The sequence below is a fragment of the Wohlfahrtiimonas populi genome (assembly GCF_002006795.1).
Classification (GTDB): Bacteria; Pseudomonadota; Gammaproteobacteria; order Cardiobacteriales; family Wohlfahrtiimonadaceae; genus Wohlfahrtiimonas; species Wohlfahrtiimonas populi.
In genome coordinates this window covers 358,840-385,374 of record NZ_MVDN01000001.1, presented here as the reverse complement: position 1 = coordinate 385,374, position 26,535 = coordinate 358,840, and the positions used below count along the sequence as shown (strand labels likewise).

25 protein-coding genes and 2 pseudogenes are annotated in these 26,535 nt (G+C 38.1%); 17 read left to right on the top strand and 10 right to left on the bottom strand.

The window, feature by feature from the left end; genetic code table 11:
* Positions 1 to 54: 54 nt before the first annotated feature.
* From BZK16_RS14510 to BZK16_RS01855, 9 genes and pseudogenes are all read right to left on the bottom strand, one after another.
* Positions 55 to 225, bottom strand: coding sequence for a VF530 family DNA-binding protein (locus BZK16_RS14510; protein ID WP_233145168.1), 171 nt, complete (start codon positions 223 to 225; stop codon positions 55 to 57).
* Positions 214 to 414, bottom strand: a pseudogene (locus BZK16_RS14505) (VF530 family protein); the annotation flags it as partial. The pseudogene BZK16_RS14505 and the gene BZK16_RS14510, both read right to left, overlap by 12 nt.
* Before the next feature lie 2 nt (positions 415 to 416).
* Positions 417 to 1,478, bottom strand: a complete 1,062-nt coding sequence (locus BZK16_RS01885) for a PIN domain-containing protein (RefSeq protein WP_077927203.1) — start codon at positions 1,476 to 1,478, stop codon at positions 417 to 419.
* A gap of 148 nt (positions 1,479 to 1,626) precedes the next feature.
* A complete protein-coding gene (gene dnaJ, locus BZK16_RS01880; RefSeq protein WP_077927202.1) occupies positions 1,627 to 2,772 on the bottom strand; it encodes a molecular chaperone DnaJ in 1,146 nt (381 codons plus the stop codon).
* A gap of 144 nt (positions 2,773 to 2,916) precedes the next feature.
* On the bottom strand, positions 2,917 to 4,845 hold the full coding sequence (gene dnaK, locus BZK16_RS01875) for a molecular chaperone DnaK (protein ID WP_077927201.1): 1,929 nt from the start codon (positions 4,843 to 4,845) through the stop codon (positions 2,917 to 2,919).
* Between the two features lie 101 nt (positions 4,846 to 4,946).
* Positions 4,947 to 5,606, bottom strand: coding sequence for a tetratricopeptide repeat protein (locus tag BZK16_RS01870; RefSeq protein WP_077927200.1), 660 nt, complete (start codon positions 5,604 to 5,606; stop codon positions 4,947 to 4,949).
* Position 5,607: 1 nt separating this feature from the next.
* Positions 5,608 to 6,312, bottom strand: a complete 705-nt coding sequence (locus tag BZK16_RS01865) for a YggS family pyridoxal phosphate-dependent enzyme (protein ID WP_077927199.1) — start codon at positions 6,310 to 6,312, stop codon at positions 5,608 to 5,610.
* Complete coding sequence (locus BZK16_RS01860) at positions 6,309 to 7,688, bottom strand: sigma-54-dependent transcriptional regulator (protein WP_077927198.1); 1,380 nt, start codon at positions 7,686 to 7,688, stop codon at positions 6,309 to 6,311. Before BZK16_RS01860 ends, BZK16_RS01865 begins: the two co-directional genes overlap by 4 nt.
* Before the next feature lie 3 nt (positions 7,689 to 7,691).
* The gene (locus tag BZK16_RS01855; protein WP_077927197.1) at positions 7,692 to 10,151 is read right to left on the bottom strand and encodes a DNA topoisomerase I; all 2,460 of its coding nucleotides are present in this window, start codon (positions 10,149 to 10,151) and stop codon (positions 7,692 to 7,694) included.
* 195 nt (positions 10,152 to 10,346) lie between these two features.
* Between BZK16_RS01855 and BZK16_RS14445 the strand changes: the two genes are divergently transcribed.
* The 16 genes from BZK16_RS14445 (at position 10,347) to gatB (ending at position 25,570) form a co-directional block, all read left to right on the top strand.
* The gene (locus BZK16_RS14445; protein WP_198932422.1) at positions 10,347 to 10,490 is read left to right on the top strand and encodes a hypothetical protein; all 144 of its coding nucleotides are present in this window, start codon (positions 10,347 to 10,349) and stop codon (positions 10,488 to 10,490) included.
* Complete coding sequence (locus BZK16_RS01850) at positions 10,487 to 10,855, top strand: diacylglycerol kinase (RefSeq protein WP_077927196.1); 369 nt, start codon at positions 10,487 to 10,489, stop codon at positions 10,853 to 10,855. The genes BZK16_RS14445 and BZK16_RS01850 overlap by 4 nt, the downstream gene beginning before the upstream one ends.
* Before the next feature lie 23 nt (positions 10,856 to 10,878).
* Entirely contained in the window at positions 10,879 to 11,907 is a 1,029-nt protein-coding gene (tsaD, locus tag BZK16_RS01845; RefSeq protein WP_077927195.1) for a tRNA (adenosine(37)-N6)-threonylcarbamoyltransferase complex transferase subunit TsaD, read from the top strand.
* Positions 11,904 to 13,229 carry a deoxyguanosinetriphosphate triphosphohydrolase gene (locus BZK16_RS01840; protein WP_077927194.1) on the top strand — a complete coding sequence of 442 codons (1,326 nt, stop codon included), beginning with the start codon at positions 11,904 to 11,906 and terminating at the stop codon, positions 13,227 to 13,229. The genes tsaD and BZK16_RS01840 overlap by 4 nt, the downstream gene beginning before the upstream one ends.
* 23 nt (positions 13,230 to 13,252) lie before the next feature.
* Positions 13,253 to 13,576: a hypothetical protein gene (locus tag BZK16_RS01835; RefSeq protein WP_233145148.1), complete on the top strand. Its 324-nt coding sequence runs from the start codon at positions 13,253 to 13,255 to the stop codon at positions 13,574 to 13,576.
* Positions 13,577 to 13,735: 159 nt separating this feature from the next.
* Positions 13,736 to 15,196, top strand: coding sequence for a cytochrome-c oxidase, cbb3-type subunit I (ccoN, locus tag BZK16_RS01830; RefSeq protein WP_077927192.1), 1,461 nt, complete (start codon positions 13,736 to 13,738; stop codon positions 15,194 to 15,196).
* 22 nt (positions 15,197 to 15,218) lie between these two features.
* A complete protein-coding gene (gene ccoO, locus BZK16_RS01825; RefSeq protein WP_096777488.1) occupies positions 15,219 to 16,019 on the top strand; it encodes a cytochrome-c oxidase, cbb3-type subunit II in 801 nt (266 codons plus the stop codon).
* Positions 16,020 to 16,042: 23 nt separating this feature from the next.
* On the top strand, positions 16,043 to 16,267 hold the full coding sequence (locus tag BZK16_RS01820; RefSeq protein ID WP_077927190.1) for a cbb3-type cytochrome oxidase subunit 3: 225 nt from the start codon (positions 16,043 to 16,045) through the stop codon (positions 16,265 to 16,267).
* Positions 16,268 to 16,300: 33 nt separating this feature from the next.
* A complete protein-coding gene (ccoP, locus tag BZK16_RS01815; RefSeq protein WP_077927189.1) occupies positions 16,301 to 17,239 on the top strand; it encodes a cytochrome-c oxidase, cbb3-type subunit III in 939 nt (312 codons plus the stop codon).
* A gap of 151 nt (positions 17,240 to 17,390) precedes the next feature.
* On the top strand, positions 17,391 to 18,800 hold the full coding sequence (gene ccoG / locus BZK16_RS01810) for a cytochrome c oxidase accessory protein CcoG (RefSeq protein WP_077927188.1): 1,410 nt from the start codon (positions 17,391 to 17,393) through the stop codon (positions 18,798 to 18,800).
* A 79-nt stretch (positions 18,801 to 18,879) separates the two neighbouring features.
* Complete coding sequence (locus tag BZK16_RS01805) at positions 18,880 to 19,680, top strand: FixH family protein (protein ID WP_077927187.1); 801 nt, start codon at positions 18,880 to 18,882, stop codon at positions 19,678 to 19,680.
* 12 nt (positions 19,681 to 19,692) lie between these two features.
* Positions 19,693 to 22,143 carry a heavy metal translocating P-type ATPase gene (locus BZK16_RS01800; RefSeq protein WP_233145147.1) on the top strand — a complete coding sequence of 817 codons (2,451 nt, stop codon included), beginning with the start codon at positions 19,693 to 19,695 and terminating at the stop codon, positions 22,141 to 22,143.
* A complete protein-coding gene (gene ccoS, locus BZK16_RS01795; protein ID WP_077926238.1) occupies positions 22,140 to 22,346 on the top strand; it encodes a cbb3-type cytochrome oxidase assembly protein CcoS in 207 nt (68 codons plus the stop codon). Before BZK16_RS01800 ends, ccoS begins: the two co-directional genes overlap by 4 nt.
* On the top strand, positions 22,343 to 22,633 hold the full coding sequence (gene gatC / locus BZK16_RS01790; protein WP_077927186.1) for an Asp-tRNA(Asn)/Glu-tRNA(Gln) amidotransferase subunit GatC: 291 nt from the start codon (positions 22,343 to 22,345) through the stop codon (positions 22,631 to 22,633). The genes ccoS and gatC overlap by 4 nt, the downstream gene beginning before the upstream one ends.
* A 33-nt stretch (positions 22,634 to 22,666) precedes the next feature.
* Entirely contained in the window at positions 22,667 to 24,112 is a 1,446-nt protein-coding gene (gatA, locus tag BZK16_RS01785) for an Asp-tRNA(Asn)/Glu-tRNA(Gln) amidotransferase subunit GatA (protein WP_077927185.1), read from the top strand.
* 30 nt (positions 24,113 to 24,142) lie between these two features.
* Complete coding sequence (gene gatB, locus BZK16_RS01780; protein WP_077927184.1) at positions 24,143 to 25,570, top strand: Asp-tRNA(Asn)/Glu-tRNA(Gln) amidotransferase subunit GatB; 1,428 nt, start codon at positions 24,143 to 24,145, stop codon at positions 25,568 to 25,570.
* A gap of 52 nt (positions 25,571 to 25,622) precedes the next feature.
* Here the strand turns inward: gatB and BZK16_RS01775 are convergent, their stop codons facing one another.
* Positions 25,623 to 26,183 carry a hemerythrin domain-containing protein gene (locus BZK16_RS01775; RefSeq protein WP_077927183.1) on the bottom strand — a complete coding sequence of 187 codons (561 nt, stop codon included), beginning with the start codon at positions 26,181 to 26,183 and terminating at the stop codon, positions 25,623 to 25,625.
* A gap of 123 nt (positions 26,184 to 26,306) precedes the next feature.
* On the opposite strand from BZK16_RS01775, the pseudogene BZK16_RS01770 reads away from it, so the two are divergent.
* Positions 26,307 to 26,531: pseudogene (locus BZK16_RS01770) on the top strand (NADP-dependent isocitrate dehydrogenase); the annotation flags it as partial.
* Positions 26,532 to 26,535: the final 4 nt, after the last annotated feature.

The window sequence follows — 26,535 nt, the reverse complement described above, 5'->3', positions numbered from 1 at the left end:
TGGCGAGATATTTTTTTATGAATATATTAATTGAATCAAAATGTATTTAAGTTTTTATTCTTCTGATTTTTGTTGTTGGATATAAAGATATAAGCTTTCAACTTTTTCTCTTGCCCATGGTGTTTGGCGTAAAAATTTAAGGGATGATTTTACACTCGGATCATGGGTAAAACAGCGAATGTTGATCTGTTCGCCCAATGCTTCAAACCCATCATAGTAATCCACTNCTTTTTCTCTTGCCCATGGTGTTTGGCGTAAAAATTTAAGGGATGATTTTACACTCGGATCATGGGTAAAACAGCGAATGTTGATCTGTTCGCCCAATGCTTCAAACCCATCATAGTAATCCACTAATTCTTCAATGATGTTTGCGAGTTTTTTACCATGTAATGGATCATTGGATGTGTGTTGCATGTTTACCTCATAGTTTTGTTGTTTTTCTTGAGCAGTTTAAAAATTTCAACGGCCTCAGAGTTTGTGCATTTTACCCAAGATTTAATCGAAGCAATGTATTTTTCTTCTGTAGTAGGGCGACTGCGTTCATTAATCTTATTCAAAATCTTTTGGCACTTTTCATAATTTTGATTCAACAAAGGCTGTGAAATCGGTGTTTGGTAGCTCACTGAGCCTGCATGAATTGATATAGTTTTAGCCAATTGCAAATACTGAATGACATCATTGGTTGTGAGCTTGGATAGATTATCTTTTTGCGTAATCACAGAACTTTCAATCACAGCTTTTAGGCTTGCTTCTTTCGATGGGCGATTGGCTTTGCTAAAGATATTCTGAATCTGTTGTTCCATTTTGGGTGATAAAACTTGTGTCATCTGTTTTTTAACAGATTGTGCAGCTTGTGGTGATGATTGCACAGGTAGGGAATAGCGTACTTGCATTTGTGTGATTATGAAAAAGCCTAATGATTCTAAATGCTCTAAGAAATCTGTGATATCAGGTAAGTCATTTCGAGATTGTCGGCCAAATACAGCGCTACTTTTAATAAGATTGATGAGCTTTTCTTTGTGTTTCGGGCGATTACTTCTGGATAATGCAGTTTTGGCTAATTTCACCAATTCTGGATCAATATCATGATTTAAAACAGGCTTAGCTTTTATTTGTGTTTGATTATGCTTGCGGGCAATGCGATCAATTTTTTGACCTGAATCTGTTAAATGATCAATGAGCGGATCATAGCCTTTATCATTGGAAATAACATGAAAATGCAATGATCCATCATTAGAAAGCTTACCGATGTAATAGGAAATGAAAAAATCTAAAGCGTTATTGGCTGATTCTTTAAGCTGCACAATGTGCAATCGTTGGCCTAATTCAATGGCAATTTTTACCCAAAAGGCAGGGAAGTTATTTTGATGAGCACCATGAAAGAGATAGATTTCGCAGTTGTCATCTATAAAGCTTGTGAGTTCTTCCTCTGTGGATTGTAGATTTTCAAAATCTAAAAAATAGATATGTTTTGTCATAGTTATAATTATCCATTGATCACGTTTAGTATTGCTCCCTACGGGAGCAATACAGGTTATTTCATGTGGCGTAATTGTAATCAGGTTTCACTATATAAAAAATCCCGATATAAAGATCGGGATTAGGATTATTGATTCAAAAGATTAATTATTTTTTTTTAACATCATCAAAGAAATCTTTAACTCTGTCTAACCAACCTTTTTCTTGAGGATTATGCTTTTCGCCCAATGTTTCACCAAACTGCTTTAAGATATCTTTCTGCTCGTTGGTTAATTTCACAGGTGTTTCGATATTCACTGTGCAGAGCAAATCACCTTGATGATCACCACGGATAGATTTCACACCTTTACCACGTAAACGGAATACTCGACCAGTTTGTGTTTCAGCAGGGATTTTGAGGCTCACGCGACCATCTAATGTTGGTACTTCGATTTCACCACCTAAAGCTGCTGTGACAAAGCTGATTGGCACGATGCAATGTAAATTTTGACCATCACGTTTGAAGATTTGATGTGGGCGAACGTTGATTTGAACATACAAATCACCATTAGGGCCACCATTACCACCAGCTTCACCTTTACCTTCTAAGCGGATATTGTTGCCAGTATCTACGCCCGCTGGAATTTTAACTTCCAATGTTTGTGTTTTGTATTCAGTACCTGAACCACGGCAAACTTTACAAGGGTTTTTGATGATTTTACCGCGACCATGACATGTTGGGCATGGTTGTTGAACAGAGAAGAAACCTTGTGAACGGCGAACTTGGCCAGCACCATGACATGTATCACACGTTGTGATTGAAGTGCCAGGTTCAGCGCCTTTACCATCACAGTGTTCACATGTGCTACGGATATTAGTTTGAATGCGTGATGTTGTGCCAAATACAGCTTCTTCTAGTGTGATATCTAATTGATAACCGACATCGTCACCCTTGTATGCACGTGGACCAGAACTACGACCGCCACCAGCACCACCAAAGAATTGAGAGAAGATATCATCCATATCGCCAAAGCCACTGAATCCACCAAAGCCACCGCCACCAAATCCACCAGCACCGCCTTGGCCATTGACTGCATCATGGCCATATTGGTCATACATGCGGCGTTTTTCTTCATCCGATAGAACTTCGTAAGCGCCTTGAACTTCTTTAAATTTCTTTTCTGCTTCTTCTTCTTTACCAATATTTTTATCTGGGTGATATTTACTTGCCATTCGACGATAGGCTTTTTTGATTTCGTCTTGTGTTGCTGATTTAGCAACACCTAGGATTTCATAATAATCGCGTTGTGACATATTTTTCGACTTCCTTAAACTATAAAACCAATAATTTATAAATAATAATTCGCAAGATTACTCATAAGTTATGAGTTTCTGACTTGAAGAAAGCAATATCCCAAAGTGGGATATTGCTTCATTAAGGTAGTTTATTGAGACAAATTATTTCTTGTCATCTTTAACTTCTTCGAACTCTGCATCCACAACATCATCTTGCTTGTTGTCAGGGTTTTGGCCTTGTGCTGCATCTGCTTCACCTGCTTGTTGCTGTGCTGCATATGCTTTTTCAGCTACTTTACCTGCAGCTTCTGTCAATGCTTCAGTTTTCTTCTGAATTGTTTCAAGGTTATCGCCTTTGACAGCTTCTTGAAGTTCAGAAATTGCTGATTCAATTGCAGCTCTTTCGTTAGCATCAACTTGTTCACCCAAATCTTTCAAAGATTTTTCTGACATGTGAATCATTTGTTCAGCAGAGTTACGTGCAGCAACTAATTCTTGGAATTTTTTATCTTCTTCAGCATTCATTTCTGCATCTTTGATCATTTTGTCGATGTCTTCCTGAGATAAACCTGAGTCAGACTTGATCACGATAGATTGTTCTTTATTAGTTGCCTTATCTTTTGCTGATACGTTGATTACGCCGTTTGCATCAATGTCAAAAGTTACTTCGATTTGTGGTGTACCACGTGGTGCTGGTGGAATGTCTGATAATTCAAACTGACCCAAAGTTTTATTTTGAGAAGCTTGAGGACGCTCACCTTGCAATACGTGAATTGTTACAGCAGGTTGGTTGTCTGTTGCAGTTGAGAATGTTTGGCTTGCTTTCGTTGGGATCGTTGTGTTCTTGTCGATCAACTTAGTCATTACGCCACCCATTGTTTCGATACCCAATGATAATGGAGTAACGTCTAACAATAATACGTCTTTAACGTGACCGCCTAAAACACCACCTTGAACTGCAGCACCAGATGCTACTGCTTCGTCAGGGTTAACGTCTTTACGAGGATCTTTACCAAAGAATTCTTTAACTTTTTCTTGAACCTTAGGCATACGAGTTTGACCACCAACTAAGATAACTTCGTCGATTTGTGAAACTGTCAAACCAGCATCTTTCAATGCAATTTTACATGGTGCCAAAGTGCGCTCGATCAAATCTTCTACTAAAGATTCTAATTTTGCACGCGTTAACTTGATATTCAAGTGTTTTGGACCAGTGCTGTCAGCAGTGATGTAAGGTAAGTTGATTTCAGTTTGTTGTGCTGAAGACAACTCAATTTTTGCTTTCTCACCAGCTTCTTTCAAACGTTGCAATGCTAAAGGATCGTTACGTAAATCAATACCTTGTTCTTTTTGGAACTCTTTAACTAAGTAATCAATTACTGCAGCATCGAAGTCTTCACCACCCAAGAATGTATCACCATTTGTAGACAATACTTCGAATTGTTTTTCACCATCAACATCTGCGATTTCAATGATAGATAAGTCGAATGTACCACCACCTAAATCGTATACAGCGATTTTAGCGTCTTTCTTAGCGCCTTTATCCATACCGTATGCTAATGCAGCAGCTGTTGGTTCGTTGATGATACGTTTAACTTCTAAACCAGCAATACGGCCAGCATCGATTGTTGCTTGACGTTGTGAGTCATTGAAGTAAGCAGGAACCGTGATAACAGCTTCAGTTACTTTTTCACCCAAGAAATCTTCAGCAGTTTGTTTCATTTTCATTAAAACACGTGCGGAAACTTCTGGCGGCGCTAATTTTTTATCGCCCAATACGCTCACCCAAGCATCGCCATTGTCAGCTTTGATGATTGAGTATGGTACTAAATCGATATCTTTTTTAACTTCAGCGTCTTCAAACTTACGGCCGATTAAACGCTTGATTGCAAATAATGTGTTTTTGGGGTTTGTGACAGATTGGCGCTTAGCAGGTTGGCCTACTAAAATTTCACCGCTTTCTGTGTAAGCGATGATGGAAGGTGTTGTACGATCACCCTCTGCATTCTCGATTACGCGAACTTTTTCGCCATCCATTACAGCCACACAAGAGTTAGTGGTTCCCAAGTCAATACCAATAATTTTACTCATATTCAGTTGCTCCTAAAAATGCTTTAAATAAACTGTAAATTTCCAATGTTTATTAAGATGGGGCAGGGTTTTAGGATTTCAAGTAAAAATACAAAATTTATTTATTGATTATTTCTTATGATGTGAAGGACTTCACAACCTTTTTGTTCACCTTGAGTACACGCTTTATTTAGGTAAGTTTGGGCTTCATTAAGATTTTGAGGAACAATTTTGCCTTTAGCGTACATTAATCCTAAATTAAAACTAGACCCTGCGTATCCTTGTTCTGATGCTTTTTTATAATAAATAATTGCGTTATTTAGGTTTTCTTCAACACCAAAACCTTCTATGAAATTAACTGCAACATTATGCTGTGCGGCAGGGTGCCCTAAATCTGCAGCTTCTTTATAGTAGTAAAAAGCATCTTCGGGATTATATTCTGCATAAAGTTCTTCTGATAATAAATTACCTAGATGAAATAAAACTTGTACATCATTATTTTGTGTTTGAAGCATTTTTTCAAGCCAGTATCGAGCTTTAGATAAATTTTGTGGGTTTTGGCTCTCAATATAGAGAATAGCTAGGTTATTTTGAGCGCGATAATGATTTTTTTTCGCTGCTTTTTCATAATATTTTATTGCTTTTTTGCTATCTTTTGAGTGAAGTGATAGCCCTTTGCGGAATAAAGTATCTGGCTGATTTTGTCGGTCGTAGTATAGGTATCCTACAATGCACAAGGCAATTATTAAGATCGTGCTGGTTATTATATTTCGTTTATTCATTTTATTTTCTTTCTCCAAATATTGCGCTACCGACGCGAATCATGGTTGCACCTTCAGCAATTGCCCATTCTAAATCGTGGCTCATGCCCATGGATAATTCTGTGGCTGTATTTGGCATTAAACCTTGTGTGATGGCTTGTTCATTTAAGGCTCTTAAATGTGCATAACCTTCGCGGACGGATTTTTCATCATCGGCGTTTAAGCCAATTGTCATTAGCCCACGGATTTTAAGCATTGGAAGCTCTTGTAAAGTTTCTAGGAAAGGGAAAAACTGATCTGTTGCTAAGCCTTGTTTGCTTTCTTCTTTAGAGACATTCACTTGAACAAATATTTCACGTGTTTCATTGTGTTTTTCGCATTCAGCATGTAATTTTTCAGCCAAAGATGCGCGATCCATAGATTGAATACATTGCACATAAGGGAAAATAGCGCGAACTTTATTGGTTTGTAAATGACCAATAAAGTGCTGTTGATAAGGCATAACGGCTTTATCTGAGCGTTGAATATGAGGAAATTTATCCGTCACTTCTTGTGCACGATTTTCACCAATTAAACCAAAGCCTAGATCAATTGCCTCTTGAATACGTTCAATTGGCTGAGTTTTTGTTGCCAATAGCAATAGAATATCTTCAGGTTTTCTACCCAAAGATTGTGCTGCTTTGGCAATGCGATCTAAGATTTGGTTTAAATTATTTTGAATGCTCATGAGATTTTTTTAGGATCAATGTCTAACGATTTCAATTTGCGATATAAGTTTGTACGTTCCATACCAACTTTATCGGCCAATTTAGCAATATTACCTTCACATGCTCTGAATTGTGCTAGTAAATACGCTTTTTCAAATTGTTCACGGGCTTCACGCAACGGTAAATCTAATGGCAATAAATCTTCTGAAATAGCACGAGTTTGATTTTTCTTTGTCAGTAATTCATTGACTTCATTCAATGTGACTTCTTCGCTTTTACCCAAAATGAGAAGTTGTTGAACAATAGATTTCAGCTCTTGCACATTACCATGCCAAGTATGATTGCGTAGGCGGTTTTGCACTGCAATTGGGAAATGGCGATATTGTAAATGTTCTTCTTCCACAAAATGGTGAATGTAGAATGCAATTAAATCAGGCACATCTTCGGGATGTGAAGAAAGCGATGGAATATCTAAAGGCAAGATATTTAATTTGTAGTAAAGAGCTTCACTGAACTCTTTTTCATCCACTAGGACAGATAAGTCATCACGTGAAATCGCAATAAAGCGCACATCTTGGGGTAATAGATTCTTGCCATTCACACGGAAATAATCATTATCATTGATGATATTTGCGAGCTTGTTTTGAGCTTCTAAGCTGAGCTGTGCAATATTTTCTAAGATAACACTGCCACCATTAGCTTGCTCTAAAATGCCTTGTGTGATTAAAGAGCCATCTTCTTTACCTAGCAATGTTTCTTCGATGTTCTCTTCATTCAATTGCCCTAAATTCACAGCAATGATTGGGTTTTGATCGCGATCAGAGAGCGAATGAATGTAATGGGCAAATAGATGTTTGCCTGAGCCGAGTTCACCTTTCAGTAAAACTGTGCGATTGCCTGATTCTGCAATCTGCTTTGCTTTCGTGCGAAGTGATGACATTAATGGGCTTTTGCCCACAGGTTCAATCGTGAATTGTGGTGTTAAAGCTTGTGGTTTTAACGTTGGTTGAATGATCTGTTCTTTGAGTGCGCGCTTGACAACGGCAACCAATTTCGCCAATGTTAATGGCTTTTCTAAGAAGTCAAAAGCACCCAGTTTTGTTGCTTCAATGGCATGTTCTAATGTGCCATGTCCACTCATCATCACCACTGAAAATGGCAAACTTTGGTAAGTCTTTTTCCATTCATTCATCAAGGAAATGCCATCGATATCTGGCATCCATATATCGAGGAGAACTAAGTCAGGCTTGCTATCTTGAATGGCTTTTTGCGCAGAAGTACCATTCGATGCTGTGCGCACTGTAAAGCCTTCATCTTCCAAAATGTCTTTGATGAGGTCGGTAATATCCTCCTCATCATCCACCACTAAAATGTTCGTGTTTTTTAAATCACTCATATTTTATTCACTCGCTACTTTCTTGGTTGCGGTTTTCTTCGGTGCAGTTTTCTTTGCAGGTGCTTTTTTAGCTGTCGCTTTCTTTGGTTTTGCCTCAGAAGCATCCGCATCTTTTTTCGTTGTTTTTTTGGTCGTAGTTTTCTTCGTTGCAGCTTTTTTTGTGGTTTTCTTGCCACCTTTTTTAGCAGGTGCTTTTGCTAGCAACTCTTGGCACTCTTCCAATGTTAAGTTTTCAGGATCTTCGCGATCTTTCGGAATTCGCGCATTTTTCTCGCCATCTGTGACATAAGGACCCCAACGACCATTCAATACTTGAATGCCTTCAGCTTCAAATGCTTTGATGAATTTTGCAGCTTCAGCGGCTTTATGCGCTTCAATGATTTCTAAAACGCGCGGCAATTCAACAGTATAAGGATCATCTTCTTTCAATGAAACGAATTTCTTACCATATTGAATGTACGGCCCGAAGCGACCAATGTTCGCACGAATCAATTCATCTTCTTCTGTGCGACCTAAATCACGAGGTAAAGTGAACAGTTCTAAAGCTTCGTCCAATGTAATCGTATTGATGCGTTGATCTTTACGAAGAGAAGCAAACTTTGGCTTATCTTCATCATCTTTATCACCAATTTGTGCAAAAGGTCCAAAGCGGCCGATGCGCACAGAAACTGGCTTGCCAGATTGTGGATCAATCCCTAGTTCACGCGCTTGTGCAACATCGGCACGAGAAACTGATTCTTCTTTTTCTTTGCATAGTTGTTGGAAAGGTGACCAGAATTCATCCATCAGTGGAATCCAAGCTAATTTACCTTCAGCTACTTCATCCAAATCATCTTCCATTTTTGCTGTGAAATCGTATTCTACGTAGCGCGTGAAATGTTCAGTCAAGAAACGCGATACAATTCGTCCAACATCAGTTGGGAAAAATCTGCGTGCATCAACAGTGACATATTCACGGTTTTGCAATGTTGAAATGATAGAAGCATAAGTAGAAGGGCGACCAATACCATGTTCTTCTAATGCTTTAACCAATGAAGCTTCAGAGAATCGTGGTGGTGGCTCAGTAAAGTGTTGAGTTGCGATGATATCTTCAATGTTGATTAAATCACCCACTTCCATATTTGGCAGGATTTTTTCATCATCCGCATCATCTTTTTTATCATCAAAACTTTCTGTGTAAACAATGATGAAACCAGGGAAGAGAATGGTTGAACCATTTGCTCTGAATGTGTGTAATGATTTTTGACCTAAATCTACGGCAATTGTATCCATAATGGCTGAAGCCATTTGTGATGCAATGGTGCGTTTCCAAATCAATTCATATAAGCGGAATTGGTCAGAAGATAAATAGTTTTTCAATTCATCAGGATGGCGAAAGGCTGAAGTTGGGCGAATTGCTTCATGCGCCTCTTGTGCGTTTTTAGATTTAGTTTTATAAACGCGAGGTTCTTCTGGTAGATAATCATCACCATAACGACCTTTCACAAAAGCGGCAATTTCATCCACAGCTTCTTTTGCCAATGTCACAGAATCCGTACGCATATACGTAATCAAACCGACAGTTTCTGTGCCCGTATTGATCCCTTCATACAATGTTTGTGCCGTGCGCATTGTGCGAGTTGTCGAAAAACCTAGTTTACGTGCAGCTTCCTGTTGCATTGTGGAAGTTGTGAAGGGCGCAGTTGGGTTACGTTTACGCTGTTTGCGGTCAATATTATAAACAGGAATTTGCTTGCCAAACGTTTGGATTAATGCATTTTTTGCAGCAAATGCAGTCATTTCATTCACAAATGAAAACTGTTCAACTTTTGCACCATCAAATTCAGTTAAGCGACCTTTGAATTGTGATTCACTGTGTTTGAGTTGTGATTCAATGGTCCAATATTCTTCTGCTTTAAATGCTTCGATTTCATCTTCACGCTCACAAATCATGCGAAGTGCAGGCGTTTGCACACGGCCAGCGGATAAACCTGGGCTAATTTTCTTCCATAATAATGGTGATAAGTTAAAGCCTACTAAATAGTCTAAAGCACGGCGAGCTTGCTGTGCATTCACCATGTCCATTGAAATATCACGTGGGTGCTCAATCGCTTCTTTGATCGCATTTTTAGTAATTTCATGGAAAACAACACGGGCAACTTCTTTATTCTTAAGCTTACCTTTTTCTTCCAAATACTCTTTAATATGCCAAGAAATTGCTTCACCTTCGCGATCCGGATCCGTTGCCAATAATAAAGTATCAGCATCTTTGATCTCTTTAACAATCTCGTTGATGTGCTTTTGATTTCTTTCCACTACTTCATAATGCATAGCAAAGTTTTGATCAGGGTCGACGGCACCTGACTTAGGAATTAAATCACGAATATGGCCAAAGGAGGCAAGGACTTTATAATCTTTACCTAGGTACTTATTAATCGTTTTAGCTTTAGCCGGGGATTCTACGATAACGAGAGTTTTACTCATGAATGTTAAAATTCCTTCAATAGTAATTCAATATTAAAAGGTCAAAGCTTCAATAATTAGTTAGAATTTAGATGTAAGCTTTTATGGGGTTTCTCTGAAAATGTTGTGATAATACACTTTCGTGCACTTAATGAAAACTAAATAATAAGCTACAATGCTTAACTTAATCTTTCAAGTCATAGGATAAAAGATCAGATGCGTCGTCGTGAAGAAAAGCAAAAGAAATCGTTTGGATGGCTCTATATTGTTGTGATTGCTGTATTTATTGGTTGGGTCATGATGGATGATTATGGTGCAGGTGTCTTTGAAAATGAATCCATTGAGGTTCCGATGCCATGATGAACAAACCTGGCGCAACAGGATTGAAAAGATTGGCGAATGCCACTCAATATTCAATTAAAGGTTTAAAAGCAGCTTTCAAGCATGAAGAAGCTTTTCGTCAGGAAGTGTTTTTATTGCCAATCATTTTAGTATTGGCAATTTGGTTATCCAAAACAGGTTTAGAATTTGCTTTGTTGTTTGGGAGTTATTGGTTGGTGCTGATGGCAGAGCTTGTAAACTCGGGCATCGAAGCTGTTGTCGATCGAATAGGTTTAGAAAAGCATCCTTTATCAGGACAAGCTAAAGATATTGGTTCGGCAATTGTAATGTTAGCAATGGTATTAACGGTTGTGACTTGGATTTCAGTCACTGTTTTTCGCTAACTTAATCAAAATAGAAGGTAAAAGTGTTAGTACTTGGAATTGAAAGCTCTTGTGATGAAACAGGGGTTGCATTGTATGATAGCGAGCAAAAATTAGTTGCTCATCAAATTTATTCACAAATTGAGTTGCATGCTTTATATGGTGGCGTTGTGCCTGAATTGGCTTCGCGTGATCACATTCGTAAATTGCCATTATTGGTGGATGCAGCTTTAGAAGAAGCAGGCAAAGAATATAGCGATATTGATGGGATTGCTTTTACAGAAGGCCCAGGTTTAATTGGTGCTTTGATGGTGGGCGCATTGTATGCAGAAGGTTTAAGTTATGCATTGAAAAAACCTTTGCTTGGCGTGAATCACATGGAAGCGCATTTACAAGCCGTGCATTTGGAAGATGAAGTGCCTGAGTATCCATTCATGACATTATTAGTATCAGGTGGGCATTCACAATTAGTATTAGTGAAAGAGTTTGGTGAATACGAAATTTTGGGTGATACATTGGATGATGCAGTGGGCGAAGCGTTCGATAAAACTGCAAAGTTGATGGGCTTGCCTTATCCAGGTGGTGCAAAGCTCGCTAAAATGGCAGAAGTTGGTGATGAAAAAGCATATGATTTTCCTCGTCCAATGATCCATAGCGGCGATTTAAAATTCAGCTTCAGTGGTTTGAAAACTAAAGTTGCAATGACAATCAAAGATTCCACAGAAGCAGATTATCCTAATATTGCAGCCAGCTTCCAACGTGCTGTGATTGATACATTGGTTGCTAAAGCTAAGCGTGCAGTGAATGAATATCAAGTGAAATCCATTGTAATCGCAGGCGGTGTTGCAGCTAATAAATTATTAAGACAAGAATTGGCACGCATCATGGAACCAATGGGCATTCGTGTATTTTATCCGCGCCCATTATTCTGTACAGACAATGGTGCGATGGTTGCTTATGTTGGGCATGAACGTTTAGTTCGTAATCAAGGTAGTTTGAATTACGATGTGAAATTGAAAGCACGCTGGCCACTATCAGCATTATCCACAAAGCAAGAGAGTGAACAAGAATGATGAAAATGAATTGGCAGCATTTACTCACAAGAGAAAGATTAGGCGTTGCCAATTCAAATGATACGCAACAATGGTATCGTTCAACATTCCAAAAAGATTATGATCGATTAATCTTTTCTGCGGCGTTTCGTCGTTTACAAGATAAAACGCAAGTTTTTCCATTAGCACAGACAGATTATGTTCGTACTCGCTTAACGCACAGTTTAGAAGTGAGCAGTGTTGCTAGAAGTATTGGGATGTTGGTTGGACAACATTTATCGAATAATTTCAGTATTGGTGACTTCAGGGCTTCTGATATTGGTACTGTATTATCAGCAGCAGCTTTGGCGCACGATATTGGCAACCCACCTTTTGGCCATGCTGGCGAAGATGGAATTGGTCAATTTTTTGCAGATAGCCCAGTTGGGCAAAAAGCGCTAGAAGAAATGAATCCTGCGCAAAAGCAAGATTTGTTAAGCTTTGAAGGGAATGCGCAAGCTTTTCGATTACTCACAAAATTACAAAACGTCAATAATGATGGCGGTATGCAATTATCATTATCAACTTTAGCAAGTTTCATTAAATACCCTTGTGGCAGTTTAGAGCGAAAGAAATTAGATAATATTGCTTTGAAGAAATTTAACTATTTTCAAGCTGAGAAAGACTCTTTTCGCCATGTTGTAGAAACATTAGGTTTATTTCCATTATTAAAAGAGAATAATGAAACTGTTGCTTGGGCAAGACATCCTTTAGTTTATTTATTAGAAGCAGCGGATGACTTATGCTACTCATTAGTAGATATTGAAGATGCGTATCGTTTATCGCTGGTTTCCAGTGAGCGAGTGATTGAGTTTTATGAATCTATCATTAAACCTTATGGTGGATTTCCTAATAAAGTTAAACGCATATCAAGAGACAAAGATAAAATTGAATACTTAAGAGCGTTCGCAATGGGGCTCTTAATTGATGAAGTGGTTGCTGCATTCATAGAGCATGAAGATGAAATCTTAAAAGGGCAGTGCACAACTGACTTATTAGGTTTGATTCCATCAGCAACTGCTTTGACTGAAATCAAATCATACGCATATGATCACATTTATGTATCCAAACCTGTTTTAGAAGTTGGCATTGCTGGGCATGAAATCATCGAGGGATTGTTGAAAGCATTTGTCGGTGCAATCAATCAAGAGTATTATCTAGGTTCAACATCAAAATCTCGTATGTTGATCAGTTTTTTACCAGATCAGTTTTTAGGTAAAAACAGAAAGCTAGATGATGATCCTTATATAAGAATACTAAAAATAACAGATTTTATCTCAGGANGTGCACAACTGACTTATTAGGTTTGATTCCATCAGCAACTGCTTTGACTGAAATCAAATCATACGCATATGATCACATTTATGTATCCAAACCTGTTTTAGAAGTTGGCATTGCTGGGCATGAAATCATCGAGGGATTGTTGAAAGCATTTGTCGGTGCAATCAATCAAGAGTATTATCTAGGTTCAACATCAAAATCTCGTATGTTGATCAGTTTTTTACCAGATCAGTTTTTAGGTAAAAACAGAAAGCTAGATGATGATCCTTATATAAGAATACTAAAAATAACAGATTTTATCTCAGGAATGACGGATCGTTATGCAGTACATGTTTATCAAATGATCTCTGGGGTTCATTTGACTACCTAAAAGAATTAATTTCGGGTAGAATAGCCTCGTCTATAGCAGTGTGTGTATTGATTTTTGTCAATGTAATTATAGTAGCTTCGCGTAAAATAAAGCACATTGCTATATGTTGTAACTATATAGTTTTATTACATAGCCTTTTAATTTTATTTCGGGGGAAGTATGGGAGAAACCGTAGATATTAGGGATACCCAGTACAACTACAGCGTGATTCGTAAATTCGCAATCATGACTTTAGTATGGGGTGCGATCGGTATGACCGCTGGTGTTTGGGCAGCTTTAGAGCTCGCTTGGCCTGCGTTAAACTTTGATCAAGCTTGGTTAAGTTTCGGTCGTATTAGACCAGTTCACACAAACTTAGTAATTTTTGGTATGGGTGGATCTGCATTGATGGCGACATCATTCTACGTTGTACAACGTACATGTCAGGTTCGTTTAGCATACGGTAAAGTTGCTGAATTTGTATTCTGGGGCTGGACAATTGGCGTTTTTGGCATCATGTTGAGCTATCCTTTAGGTTTCACACAAGGTCAAGAATATGCTGAATTTGAATGGCCATTAGACTATGCAGTAGCAATCGTTTGGGTTTGTTATTTCTGGGTATTTTTCAACACGTTATTACGTCGTAAGCAAGAACATATCTATGTAGCAAACTGGTTCTACTTAGCATTTATCTTAGCAACAGCACTTTTACATATCTTCAACAACATCACAATTCCTGTAATTGATGGTTGGACAATTAAATCATATAACGTATTCTCTGGTGTTCAGAGTGCAATGGTTCAATGGTGGTATGGTCACAATGCTGTAGGTTTCTTCTTGACAGTTGCGTTCTTGGGTATGATGTACTACTTCGTTCCTAAAGAAGTTAACCGTCCTGTTTATTCTTATCGCTTATCAATTATCCACTTCTGGGCATTATCGTTCTTGTACATGTGGGCTGGTGCTCACCATTTACACTGGACTTCATTACCAGACTGGACTTCTTCATTAGCAGCAACATTCTCAATCATCTTATTGTTACCATCATGGGGTGGCATGATCAACGGTATCATGACATTGTCTGGTGCTTGGGATCAAGTACGTACTAACCCAATCGTTCGTTTCTTCGTAGTTGCGTTGTCTTTCTACGGTATGAGTACGTTCGAAGGTCCATTGATGAGCTTGAAATCAGTAAACGCATTATCTCACTACACAGACTGGACAGTAGGTCACGTTCACTCAGGTGCTTTAGGTTGGGTTGCGATGATTACATTTGGTTCTTTATACCACATGATTCCACGTATCTTCGGTGCTAAGTTATACAGCGAAAAATTAGTATTTGCTCACTTCTGGTTAGCAACTATTGGTATCGTATTGTATGTTGCAGCATTATGGGTTGCGGGTATCGGTCAAGGTATGATGTTGCGTGGTTTCGATCCTAACTACGGTACTTTAACTTATAAGTTCATTGAAACAGTTCAATTCATGCACACACCTTATATCTTACGTGCATTGGGCGGTAGCATGTTCTTATTAGGCGGCTTAATCATGATTTATAACTTCATCATGACTATGAAGCAAGGTACAAAAGCACAAGCGGACAAACATGCAGTAATTCCTGCTGTTGTTGCTCATGCTTAATACGGGGAGAAACTAAATTATGATTAGACATGAACAAATTGAAAAAAACTCTGGATTGATGTTGGTTTTAACATTAGTCATAATCAGTATTGGTGGCTTGATTGAAATCGTTCCATTGTTTTTCATTAACGACACAATTGAAGTTGTTAAAAAAGAAATCACTGAAACAACGCGTGATGCAAATGGTAAGCGTGTACGTACTAAACGTGAAGTAGATGCAATTCGTCCTTATACTCCTTTAGAGCAATTAGGCCGTAACATCTATATCAGAGAAGGTTGCTACGCGTGTCACTCACAGCAAATCCGTCCAATGCAAGATGAGTACTTACGTTATGGTTACTACTCATTAGCAGCTGAATCTCAGTTCGATCACCCATTCCAATGGGGTTCTAAGCGTACTGGTCCAGATTTAGCACGTGTTGGTGGTAAATATAGCAATCGTTGGCAGTCTGAACACTTGAAAGATCCAAGAAGTGTTGAGCCTAAGTCAATCATGCCTGGCTATCCATACTTAAGTAAAAATGATCTTTACTATAAAGATGTTAAGTCACACATGAAAGCATTGCGTATTACGGGTGTTCCATACTCTTCAAACGAAGAAGAGTACAAAGCTAACGTAGAGCGTTTTGGTGCAAACGTTGCTGATCTTCTAGTGATTGATACAGCTATCGAAAACTTGGAAAAACAAGCTAAAGATGGCAACTATGATCCAGGAAGAGAAGGTATCTCAGAAATGGCTGCCTTGGTCGCATATTTACAAGTGTTAGGTACTATGTATCAGTTTAAAGACGATGATGGTATCGAGTACAGTAAATTCCGTTAATAAAAATAAGTTGAGGGCATAAAATGTTAGATTTTCTCTATTGGTTTACAGATCACGGTAATAGCAAGATTGCAGCTGTAGTTATCTTCTTCATAGTATTTGTAGGCATCATATTTTATGTCTTCACTAATAAAGACCGTAAGGCTCGTTACGATGCATATCGCAGTATTCCGCTCATGGATGAAGAGGATCTCAGCGGTTTAAATCAGGCTCGTAGCGATCAGAGTAATATCAGTAATAATCGTTAATTTGATTATTACAGTTAATTTTGGGGACTTTTTATGAGTGAAAATATTGATAAAAAACAAGAAGTAGAAACCACCGGGCACGAGTGGGATGGTGTAAAGGAGTTTAATAACCCTCTACCAAGATGGTGGTTATTATCTTTCTACGGCACAGTAATTTTCAGCTTGATCTATTGGGTACTTTACCCAACTTGGCCTCTACCAAATAACTGGACAAAAGGTATTAAAACTGTTCAAGTTAAAGAAGGTGGCGAAGTTAAAGAGTTGAACTGGAATACTCGTACTTTGCTAGCAGAGCAATTACAGTCTTCTACAGAAGCTAAAAACCGTGATGATTTCTACGGTAAATTGGGTGCTTTGACGAAGTTAGAAGATATCCAAGCAACTGAAAATGAAGGCTTGAAAGAGTTTGCTTTAAGTACTGGTGCGGTAATGTTCGCGGATAACTGTGCAACATGTCATGGTGCTGGTGGTGAAGGTAAATTTGGCTTGTATCCTAACTTAACTGACGATGCTTGGTTATGGGGTGGTCACTATTCAGAAATCGAAAAGACTATCACTATGGGTCGTACAGGTAACATGACACCAGCATCTTTAACTGGCTTGACTGATGATGAAATTACAGATGTATCTAAGTATGCTTTGACTTTGTCTGGCAACTATACAGCTGATGAAGGATCTGAACGTGGTCAAGCTATCTTTGAAGGTAAAGGTACTTGTTATACATGTCATGGTGCAGATGGTAAAGGCGTGATCACAATGGGTGGTGCGAACTTAACAGATCAAATCTGGGAATTAGTACCTGTATTTGATGCAAAAACTGATGATGAAAAAGTTGCGATGATTCGTACACAAGTTATCAACGGTGTAACACCTGCAACAGATCGCGTAATGCCTACTTGGAAAGACCGTTTAACAAAAGAACAAATTAGAGCGTTGGCTGTATATGTTCATGAGTTAGGTGGTGGTCAGTAATTACTGATTCAAATTAAGAAAGTAGTAAAAATTGAAGGGCTCACATCAAATGTTGAGCCCTTTATTTTTATTCGCAATTAAAGAGTAGTACAATATACATGGGAGTAAGAATCAAGAGTAACCATTAAGATTAAGTCAGAGGGAGGGAGCTGTGTCAAATCAACAGCCAGAATCGCTTTATCAAAAGCGTATTCCAATCTTTACAAGAGAAGTAAAAGGTAAATTCCGCACATTCAAGTCTGCGGTTTTGTACTTTGGGTTAGCTGTATTCTATTTACTGCCATGGTTGCCGTGGCCAAGAGGGGAAAACATTCCAAATCAAGCTGTATTATTTGATTTGGCAAGCCAGCGATTTTATGTTTTGGGTTTAGATGTTGATATTCAAAATATCATGTGGTTGGCGGGTGTGTTAATGCTTTTTGCATTCTTCTTGTTCTTCATCACCAATATTGCAGGTCGAGTATTCTGTGGATATTTCTGTTTCCAAACAATTTGGACAGATTTATTCATTAAAATTGAAGGCTGGATTCAAGGTGGTCGTAACAAACGTCAAAAATTATATGATATGCCTTGGAATGCTCAAAAAGTACTTCGAGTTGGTGGCACTTGGTTTACTTGGCTAGCTGTAGCAATTTGGACGGGCTTTACGTTCACAGCATATTGGACGCCAGCAACTGAGTTGATTGTTACATTCTTTAGTGGACAAGCACCATTTGCAGCATATGGTACAACTTTATTCATCACAACAACAACATTCATCATGGCAGGCTTTGCACGTGAGCAAGTATGTTCATATATGTGTCCATATGCGCGTTTCCAAGGTGTTATGTTTGATAAAGACACATTGGTTGTAGCTTATGATGAAAAACGTGGTGAAGGCGTTAATGGCCGTGCAAAACCAGTTAAAGAGTTACGTGATTTAACTGCGCGTCATGAAGCGGGTCATGGTGATTGTGTTGACTGTGATTTGTGTGTGCAGGTATGTCCAGCGGGTATTGATATTCGTGAAGGTCTAAACTACAAATGTATCACGTGTGGCTTATGTATCGATGCATGTAATACGATGATGACAAAAACGGGCTTTCCAACAGGTTTGATTCGTTATGACTCATTGAATGGTTTAGAAGGGAAGAAAACTCACTTCGCAACGCCACGTAATATTGGTTATGGTTCAGTGATTTTAGTAGTCATTGGTATTTTGGCATGGAGTATTATGACAAGTGCTCAAATGTCTTTCTTGTTAGAAAAAACAAGAACGCCAGCGTTTACTAGAATGAGTGATGGTTTGATTCAAAACCGTTACACATTGAAGTTGAACAACTTAACAATGACACCAAAAACGGTAGAGCTCAAATTAGCAGATTCGAATGGTATTTCATTGAATGTTCCTGAAAAGAATGAGACATTAGCACCGGGTATTCGTAGAAACTGGTCAGTGTTGATTCATCAAACAATCAAGGATGCACCAAGTCAACCTGTAAATCTTGAAATTTTAGTTAAAGATGAGAAAGGAAATGTTATTGAAACACATAATTTATCATCTACATTTGTGACTAAATAAAATATAATGGGCAAGATAAAAATAGAGCGAAAGCTCTATTTTTGCTTATTAAAAAACTTGAATTAGGAGAAAAGCAAACATGCATGACGTATTAACCATAACAATCATTGGAGTTGTCGGTGTTTTAATTGTAACCCTTCTTTTACATCATCTGTTTCGCTTTACTCGTTTGCAAGCATCAGTTATTTCGGGATTAATGAGTATCGCAGTACTTGTGCCTTATCTAATTTTGAATTGGAAAGGTGGGGATGTTGCTGCACTTTATTTCTCATGTAACCTTTTAACAAGCTATGCGTATTATTTGATTGGGCAGAAGAAAAATGCTCTTAAAGATAAAGATGGTAAAAGAACACACTGGGTACCCATTGCAATTTTTGGTTTCTTTGTTGTGTTAGTGATCGTAGATGGTGCTTTTGTATTCATGGCAGAAGCAGGTTTACGTGTTGAATACTACGATAAAAACGGTAGCTTAAAAACTGTGAATACTAGATTCCCAGGCGAAGTACCAAATGCTTATCATAAGCAAGAAGCATATTTCAATGAACATAAAGCAAACATGCGTGTGCAAGCAGAGCGTGGTTGGAAAGTTCGTTACCAATTTGATACGAATCCACCTAAAATCTCAGAAGATAATGTTATGAGCTTTTTAGTGGTGGATAAAGATGGTGCGCCAATTGATGGTGCAACAGTGGAAGTAAAATTAAAGCGTTTAGCAGAACAAGAATTGAATCGTAATATTACTTTCAAAGGTGTTGGTGAAGGCATCTATGAAGCGCCAGTGAATTTTGAACGTTTAGGCCGTTGGGATTTTGAAATTCATGTTGTGCGTGGTGATGATACTTACCAAGACGTGAATGATAATGTGATTGAAGTAATTTAAGTTGAGTGAATAATGCCAAAAAATATTTCGCAACAGTGTTTTCACTGTACCCAGCCTATTGTTGGCAGTGTTCCATTTGTTGTTAATATTAATGGCAAAGATGAACCTATGTGTTGCGTCGGCTGTAAAGCCGTCGCAGAAATGATCTGTGATTCAGGGTTGATGCATTATTATGAGTTTCGTACAGAAGCTGCAATGCGCCCTGATTCATTGAATGATTTGGTGCCCGCAGAATTAAGGCAAGAGCTTGATTTTTACGATCACCCAGAAATTTCAAAGCAGTTCATTAGTAATCAGAAGTCAGGCAATGAAAATGTCGCTAAACTGAGCTTAATCATTGATAAAATTGTATGTGCCGCATGTGTTTGGTTGATCGAGCATCAGATCAAACGCATTCCTGGTGTACAAAAGTTTGATATCAACTATTCAACACACAGAGCTTATTTGGAATTTGATCCAGAAAAAATTCAGCTCTCAAAAATTCTTTTGGCAATTTATAATTTGGGTTATGAAGCAACGCCATACGATGAGCAAACTCAACAAAAGAAATTAAAAAAAGAGCGCCAAACACTATTTTTAGAGTTTGGTGTTGCTGCTATATTCTCAATGCAAGTCATGATGTTCTCATTCGGCTTGTATTTTGGTCACTATCAAGGCATCAGTGAAGAAGCGCGATTAATTCTGCGCTGGGCAAGTTTATTGATGTCCATTCCTTGTGTGACTTATTCAAGTTGGACTTTCTATAAGTCGGCTTTTTATGATTTGAAAAATAAACGATTGACGATGAACGTCAATATCTCGCTAGCCATTATATTGGGTACATTAGCGAGTACTTGGAACACCATATTTAATATTGGTGAGATCTATTTTGAATCTGTCACGATGTTTGCATTTTTGTTATTGGGTGCTCGCTTAATAGAGATGAATGCACGCCACAAAGCATTGATGATGACAGATCATATTCTTAAACTAAAACCACACATTGCTGAACGTATGATTGATGATCAAAACAGTGAATTGATTGCGGTTAGCCAAATTAGTGTGGGCGATGTATTGCGTGTTAAGCCAGGTGATTCGATCCCAACTGATGGTGTTTTGTTACAAGATTCAGCGTGGGTGGATGAATCATTATTAACAGGTGAAAGTTTGCCTGTTGAAAAGCGTAAAAATGAAGAAGTGATTGGTGGATCTATTAACCAAGAACAAGCTTTATTGATGAAAGTGTCCAAAATTGGTGGCGATACTGTTTTCTCACAAATGACGTTAATGATCGAACGTGCTATGAGTGAAAAGCCAAAATTTGTAAAATTGGCAGACTTAGTATCTACATGGTTTGTATTAATTTTATTATTGGCTTGTGCAGTCACTTACATTGCATGGTTATATGTGGATGCATCACGCGCATTTGAAGTAATGCTATCTGTATTAGTGGTTTCTTGTCCTTGTGCATTAGCTTTGGCAACGCCTGCCGCAATCAGCTCTGGCAACCAAGCTATGATTGAGAAAGGCTTGATTGGTACAAGATCAGGCACAATCGAAGCTTTAGCAAAAGTGACCGATATTGTATTTGATAAAACAGGAACATTAACACAAGGCAATTTAACGCTTGTTCAAGAGAAAAATTTAACAAATGATATAAGCAATGCTGAACTCATGCAAATCATCTGTTCATTGGAAGCAAGCTCTAATCACCCAATTGCAGCTGCGTTTCATCGCATTCATCAGAAAGATCCTTTAGAACTTTTGAGTGTTTATGATCTAGATAACATTGTGGGCAAAGGTTTGGAAGGCACAATCAATGGCGAGCAATATCGTGTGGGGCGCATTGATTGGTTTGAAACCAATGAACAACATGATTTGGATGAAGGTATTTGGATTGCATTAGGCAAGGGTGATACTTTATTGGCATTGTATTGCTTAAAAGATGAGTTAAAAGCAGATAGTGAAGCGGTTGTTCAGAAGCTGAAGGAAGAAGGTTATCGCTTACATATTTTAAGTGGTGATCGCATTGAAACAGTTCAAGCGATGAATCATCGTTTAGGCATTGAAAATATTCATGGTGATCAAACACCTGAAGATAAATTATCTTATGTCACACAATTGCAATCAGAAGGACGAATTGTTGCGATGTTGGGTGATGGTATCAATGATGCGCCAGTTTTGGCACAAGCTGATGTTTCTATTGCGATTGGTCAAGGTGCGTTGTTAACACAGGCAACTGCCGATATGATTTTGATGCACTCCACAGAAATGAACCCATTATTGGATGGCATAAATGTTGCAAAACGGACCAATAAAATAATTATTCAAAATTTAGGTTGGTCTTTACTATATAATATTTTAGTTCTGCCAGCTGCAATGATGGGTTATATTGTGCCTTGGATGGCGGCTCTAGGTATGAGTTTAAGTTCACTATTAGTGATTGGTAATACATTACGAATCCGAGAGGGGGAAAAAGAGTGAAGATTCTATACTTTCTTCTACCATTATCCTTTTTATTGCTTGTATTTGTAGCCATCGCATTTGTTTGGGCGGTTCGATCAAAGCAGTTTGATGATATGGAAGGACCAGCACACCGTATTCTATTCGATGGAGAAGATGATGATTTCTATCGTTTGGGTAAAGATAAAGAAAAGACTTTAGAAGAGAAGGATGAGAAAAAATGAGTCAATTGAAAGCCTCTGATATTAAGAGAATTGCACAATTGTCACAGATTGCGATCAGTGATGATGAAGTTCCAATGATTGAAGAAAAATTGGAAAGCACTTTGGCGATTTTGAATCAGTTGCAAAATGTGGATACAACAAATGTAGAGCCAATGAGCGATCCATTTGATCGTACGCAACCTTTTAGAGAAGATATTGTGACAGAAAGTAATCACAGAGATGATTATCAGGTTGTAGCACCTTCAGTAGAGAAGGGCTTATATTTAGTGCCTAAAGTTATTGAATAATCATCCATTATCGACGAGTCAGAATTAATCATTATGAAAAATTATAGTATTAAAGAATTACGTAATGCATTGGATACAAAAGAAGTATCGAGTGTGGAAGTGTTTGAACACTTTAAATCAGAAATCGAAACGCATGATCATAAGATCAATAGCTTTATCACAAAAACTTATGATCAAGCTTTAGCGCAAGCACAGAAAGCAGATGAAGCAATCGCAAAAGGCGAGCAAACAATGCTGACTGGTATTCCTATTGCGCACAAAGATTTGTATTGCACAAAAGGTGTGAAAACAACAGCGGCATCTAAAATGCTAGAAAACTTTGTATCACCTTATGATGCAACAGTTGTAGAAAAATTAGACCAATCTGGCGTGATGGTTTTGGGTAAAGTGAACATGGATGAATTCGCAATGGGTGGTACAAACCGTACAAGCCATTTCGGTACAGTTCACAATCCTTGGAACTTTGATCATGTTGCAGGTGGTTCTTCAGGTGGTTCAGCAGCAGCTGTGAGCGCAGGATTTGTATTGGCTGCAACAGCTTCTGATACAGGTGGCTCAACGCGCCAACCAGCAAGTTTCTGTAACTTAACAGGAATCAAAGCAACCTATGGTCGTATTTCTCGTTGGGGCATGATTCCATTTGCTTGTTCTTTTGACCAAGCTGGCGTGATTGCTAAAACAGCAGAAGATTGTGCTTATATGTTTGAATCAATGGCGGGTTTTGATGCTAAGGATTCAACATCACACAATATTTCAGTACCAAAATATTCAGGTTTATTGAACCAATCCATCGACGGATTACGCATTGGTATTCCTAAAGAGTTTTTATCGCCAGATTTAGATCCTGCAATTGCTGATGTGATCCAAACAGCTTTGAAGCAATATGAAGCAATGGGCGCAACTTTAGTTGAAGTGACATTGCCAAATACAGATGTGGTTGTGCCTGTGTATTACACAATTGCACCTGCAGAAGCATCTAGTAACTTGGCTTGCTTTGATGGTGTTCGTTACGGTTATCGTTGTGATGATCCCAAAGACTTACAAGATTTATACATGCGTTCACGCGCAGAAGGCTTTGGTGACGAAGTTAAAAAACGTATTTTCATGGGAACATATGCATTGAGTGCAAGCGCTTATGATGCTTACTATGTGAAAGCACAGAAAGTTCGCCGTTTGGTTGCCAATGACTATAACTCAGTATTGAGCCAAGTGGATGTGATCATGGGGCCAACAGCACCAGAATTACCATTCAGACAAGATAGCACAGGCAGTACGCAAGTTTACTTGAGCGATATCTTTACTGTGGGTGCAAACTTGGCAGGCTTACCTGCAATGTCAATTCCAGCAGGTTTTGTGAATGGTTTGCCAGTAGGTTTACAAATTATTGGCCGTGCATTTGATGAAGCTAAAATTTTGAATGTGGCACATGCTTATCAAAGAGAAACTGATTGGCATACAAAACAACCAAAGTTTGATTAATTAGCAACCAAAGAATATAAGGAATAGACCATGACTTGGGAAGTTGTCATTGGATTAGAAGTACATACACAGCTCACAACAAAAACTAAGCTATTTTCAGGTTCAAGCATTCAATATGGTGCAGAGCCAAATAGCCAAGCAAGCTTGTATGATTTAGCAATGCCAGGTACTTTGCCTGTGTTTAACCGTGCTGTATTGGATAAGGCTATTTTGTTAGGCTTAGCAATCGATGCGCACATTGCACCAAAAACAGTATTTGAGCGTAAAAACTATTTTTACCCTGATCTACCAACAGGTTATCAAATCAGCCAATTGGCGTTGCCAATCGTACAAAATGGCCATTTGATGATTGAAATGGAAGATGGTAGTGAGAAGAAAATTCGTATTAACCGCGCGCACATGGAATGTGATGCAGGTAAATCATTGCATGATGAAGTTTATGGCATGACTGGCATAGACTTGAATCGTGCAGGTACACCATTATTGGAAATCGTATCTGAACCTGATTTAAACTCAGCCAAAGAAGCGATTCAATATTTACGTAAGTTACACCAATTAGTCACTTGGTTAGGTATTTGTGACGGTAACATGCAAGAAGGTTCATTCCGTTGTGATGCGAACGTTTCTGTGCATAAGCCCGGTACACCATTTGGTACACGTGCTGAAATCAAAAACATTAACTCTTTCCGTTTCATCGAAGATGCAATCAATCATGAAGTTGAACGTCAGATCGAAATCATTGAAGCGGGCGGAGAAGTGGTTCAGGAAACACGTTTGTATGATCCTGATAAAAATGAAACACGTTCAATGCGTACAAAAGAAGAAGCAAATGATTATCGCTACTTCCCAGATCCTAACTTGTTACCAATCGTTGTAACAGATGAAATGATCGACAATGTCCGTGAAATTTTCCCTGAATTGCCAGAAGCATTGGCTGCACGTTTAGTATCAGAGTTTGGTTTATCTGAATATGATGCATCTGTATTGATTCAATCTCGTGCAATGTGTGATTACTTTGGCGCAATGGTTAAATTAGGTTCTGAGCCAAAAATGACTGCAAATTGGTTATTGGGTGAAGTCTCTGCAACATTGAACCAAAAAGGTGTATTGATCGATGAGTTCTCTGTAAATGCAGAGCAATTAGCAGGCTTATTAGCGCGCATTCAAGATAAAACAATCTCTAATTCAATTGCTAAGAAAGTGTTTGAAACAATGGCTGAATCAGGCGAAACAGCTGATGCAATCATTGAGTCACAAGGCTTGAAACAAGTAACTGATACTGGCGCAATCGAAGGCTGGGTGAATGAAGTGATTGAGAAGAATCCTAAGCAAGTTGAACAATACAAAGGTGGTCAAACTAAATTATTGGGCTTCTTTGTGGGTCAAGTGATGAAATTAAGCCAAGGTAAAGCTGATCCTGCTGTGATCAATGAATTGGTTGCTGATAAATTGAAATAGTTTCTAATTAAAAATTTATCTTAATTTTTAAAAGCCTAGTTGATCTAGGCTTTTAATATTTCTGGGAAAGCAAAATTTCATATAAGGGATACAACGTGCTTTCCTCTAACTCAATGCGCGCCGACATGGTGTAGAGCAATTTATCATATTCATTGATGAAGGCATTTTTATTGATCTCTTCTATAGGTATCTCACTATATTTATCGATAAACCCTATCAAATCAAAGCCAACAGCAGCCATCTCTTTACGGATAAACTTGATCATTTCCACTTCTTCAGATTCTGACAGATGTATTTGCTCAAGGATCTGATAAAGCGTCACTGTTTCGGCGTTCATGTGCGCATGAATCAATGATAATAGGTGTTTGAGCTGATCTTGCGCTTTTTTCCATTCATGATGATGAATCAAATTTTTAATAGAATAACTGACTTTAACGATATCTTTGTGCTCTTTGATCAAAATTGCTATCAGTTCTGGGTTATAATCTGTGCGGGTTGTATTATCATCAATAGTGGTTTTAGTTGAGAAAATATCGCTATTGAGCTTTAACTGACTTAATGTTGTATCCCTTTTGGGAAATGCAATAAGCTTTGATAAAAAGCGTAGCAGCATATAGTCTCCAGACAAGTTAGTGAAAGATAATAAAGTATTACTAATGTTAGTATTTTATTATAAATAGGCATAAAAAAGGAACAATTCTTTGAATTATAGTCATCGATATAACGGAGGATGGAAATGACTAATCGTAACAACACAATTTATTACACGAAAACAGATGAATCACCACTATTGGCAACGTATTCATTTTTACCAATTGTTAAAGCAATTGTTAAACATGCAGACGTGAATGTTGAGTTAGCGGACATTTCTTTAGCAGGTCGTATCATTGCATTATTCCCAGAGCGTTTAACGGCTGATCAAAAAATTGATGATGTATTGAGCATGTNCAAGTTAGTGAAAGATA

Bases quoted from the DNA above. Each gene is read 5' to 3' on its own strand.
- BZK16_RS01885 (WP_077927203.1), bottom strand. From the start codon at position 1,478: ATGACAAAACATATCTATTTTTTAGATTTTGAAAATCTACAATCCACA.
- dnaJ (WP_077927202.1), bottom strand. From the start codon at position 2,772: ATGTCACAACGCGATTATTATGAAATCCTAGGTGTTGCTAAATCAGCA.
- dnaK (WP_077927201.1), bottom strand. From the start codon at position 4,845: ATGAGTAAAATTATTGGTATTGACTTGGGAACCACTAACTCTTGTGTG.
- BZK16_RS01870 (WP_077927200.1), bottom strand. From the start codon at position 5,606: ATGAATAAACGAAATATAATAACCAGCACGATCTTAATAATTGCCTTG.
- BZK16_RS01865 (WP_077927199.1), bottom strand. From the start codon at position 6,312: ATGAGCATTCAAAATAATTTAAACCAAATCTTAGATCGCATTGCCAAA.
- BZK16_RS01860 (WP_077927198.1), bottom strand. From the start codon at position 7,688: ATGAGTGATTTAAAAAACACGAACATTTTAGTGGTGGATGATGAGGAG.
- BZK16_RS01855 (WP_077927197.1), bottom strand. From the start codon at position 10,151: ATGAGTAAAACTCTCGTTATCGTAGAATCCCCGGCTAAAGCTAAAACG.
- BZK16_RS14445 (WP_198932422.1), top strand. From the start codon at position 10,347: ATGCGTCGTCGTGAAGAAAAGCAAAAGAAATCGTTTGGATGGCTCTAT.
- BZK16_RS01850 (WP_077927196.1), top strand. From the start codon at position 10,487: ATGATGAACAAACCTGGCGCAACAGGATTGAAAAGATTGGCGAATGCC.
- ccoN (WP_077927192.1), top strand. From the start codon at position 13,736: ATGGGAGAAACCGTAGATATTAGGGATACCCAGTACAACTACAGCGTG.
- BZK16_RS01820 (WP_077927190.1), top strand. From the start codon at position 16,043: ATGTTAGATTTTCTCTATTGGTTTACAGATCACGGTAATAGCAAGATT.
- ccoP (WP_077927189.1), top strand. From the start codon at position 16,301: ATGAGTGAAAATATTGATAAAAAACAAGAAGTAGAAACCACCGGGCAC.
- BZK16_RS01805 (WP_077927187.1), top strand. From the start codon at position 18,880: ATGCATGACGTATTAACCATAACAATCATTGGAGTTGTCGGTGTTTTA.
- BZK16_RS01800 (WP_233145147.1), top strand. From the start codon at position 19,693: ATGCCAAAAAATATTTCGCAACAGTGTTTTCACTGTACCCAGCCTATT.
- gatC (WP_077927186.1), top strand. From the start codon at position 22,343: ATGAGTCAATTGAAAGCCTCTGATATTAAGAGAATTGCACAATTGTCA.
- gatA (WP_077927185.1), top strand. From the start codon at position 22,667: ATGAAAAATTATAGTATTAAAGAATTACGTAATGCATTGGATACAAAA.
- gatB (WP_077927184.1), top strand. From the start codon at position 24,143: ATGACTTGGGAAGTTGTCATTGGATTAGAAGTACATACACAGCTCACA.
- BZK16_RS01775 (WP_077927183.1), bottom strand. From the start codon at position 26,183: ATGCTGCTACGCTTTTTATCAAAGCTTATTGCATTTCCCAAAAGGGAT.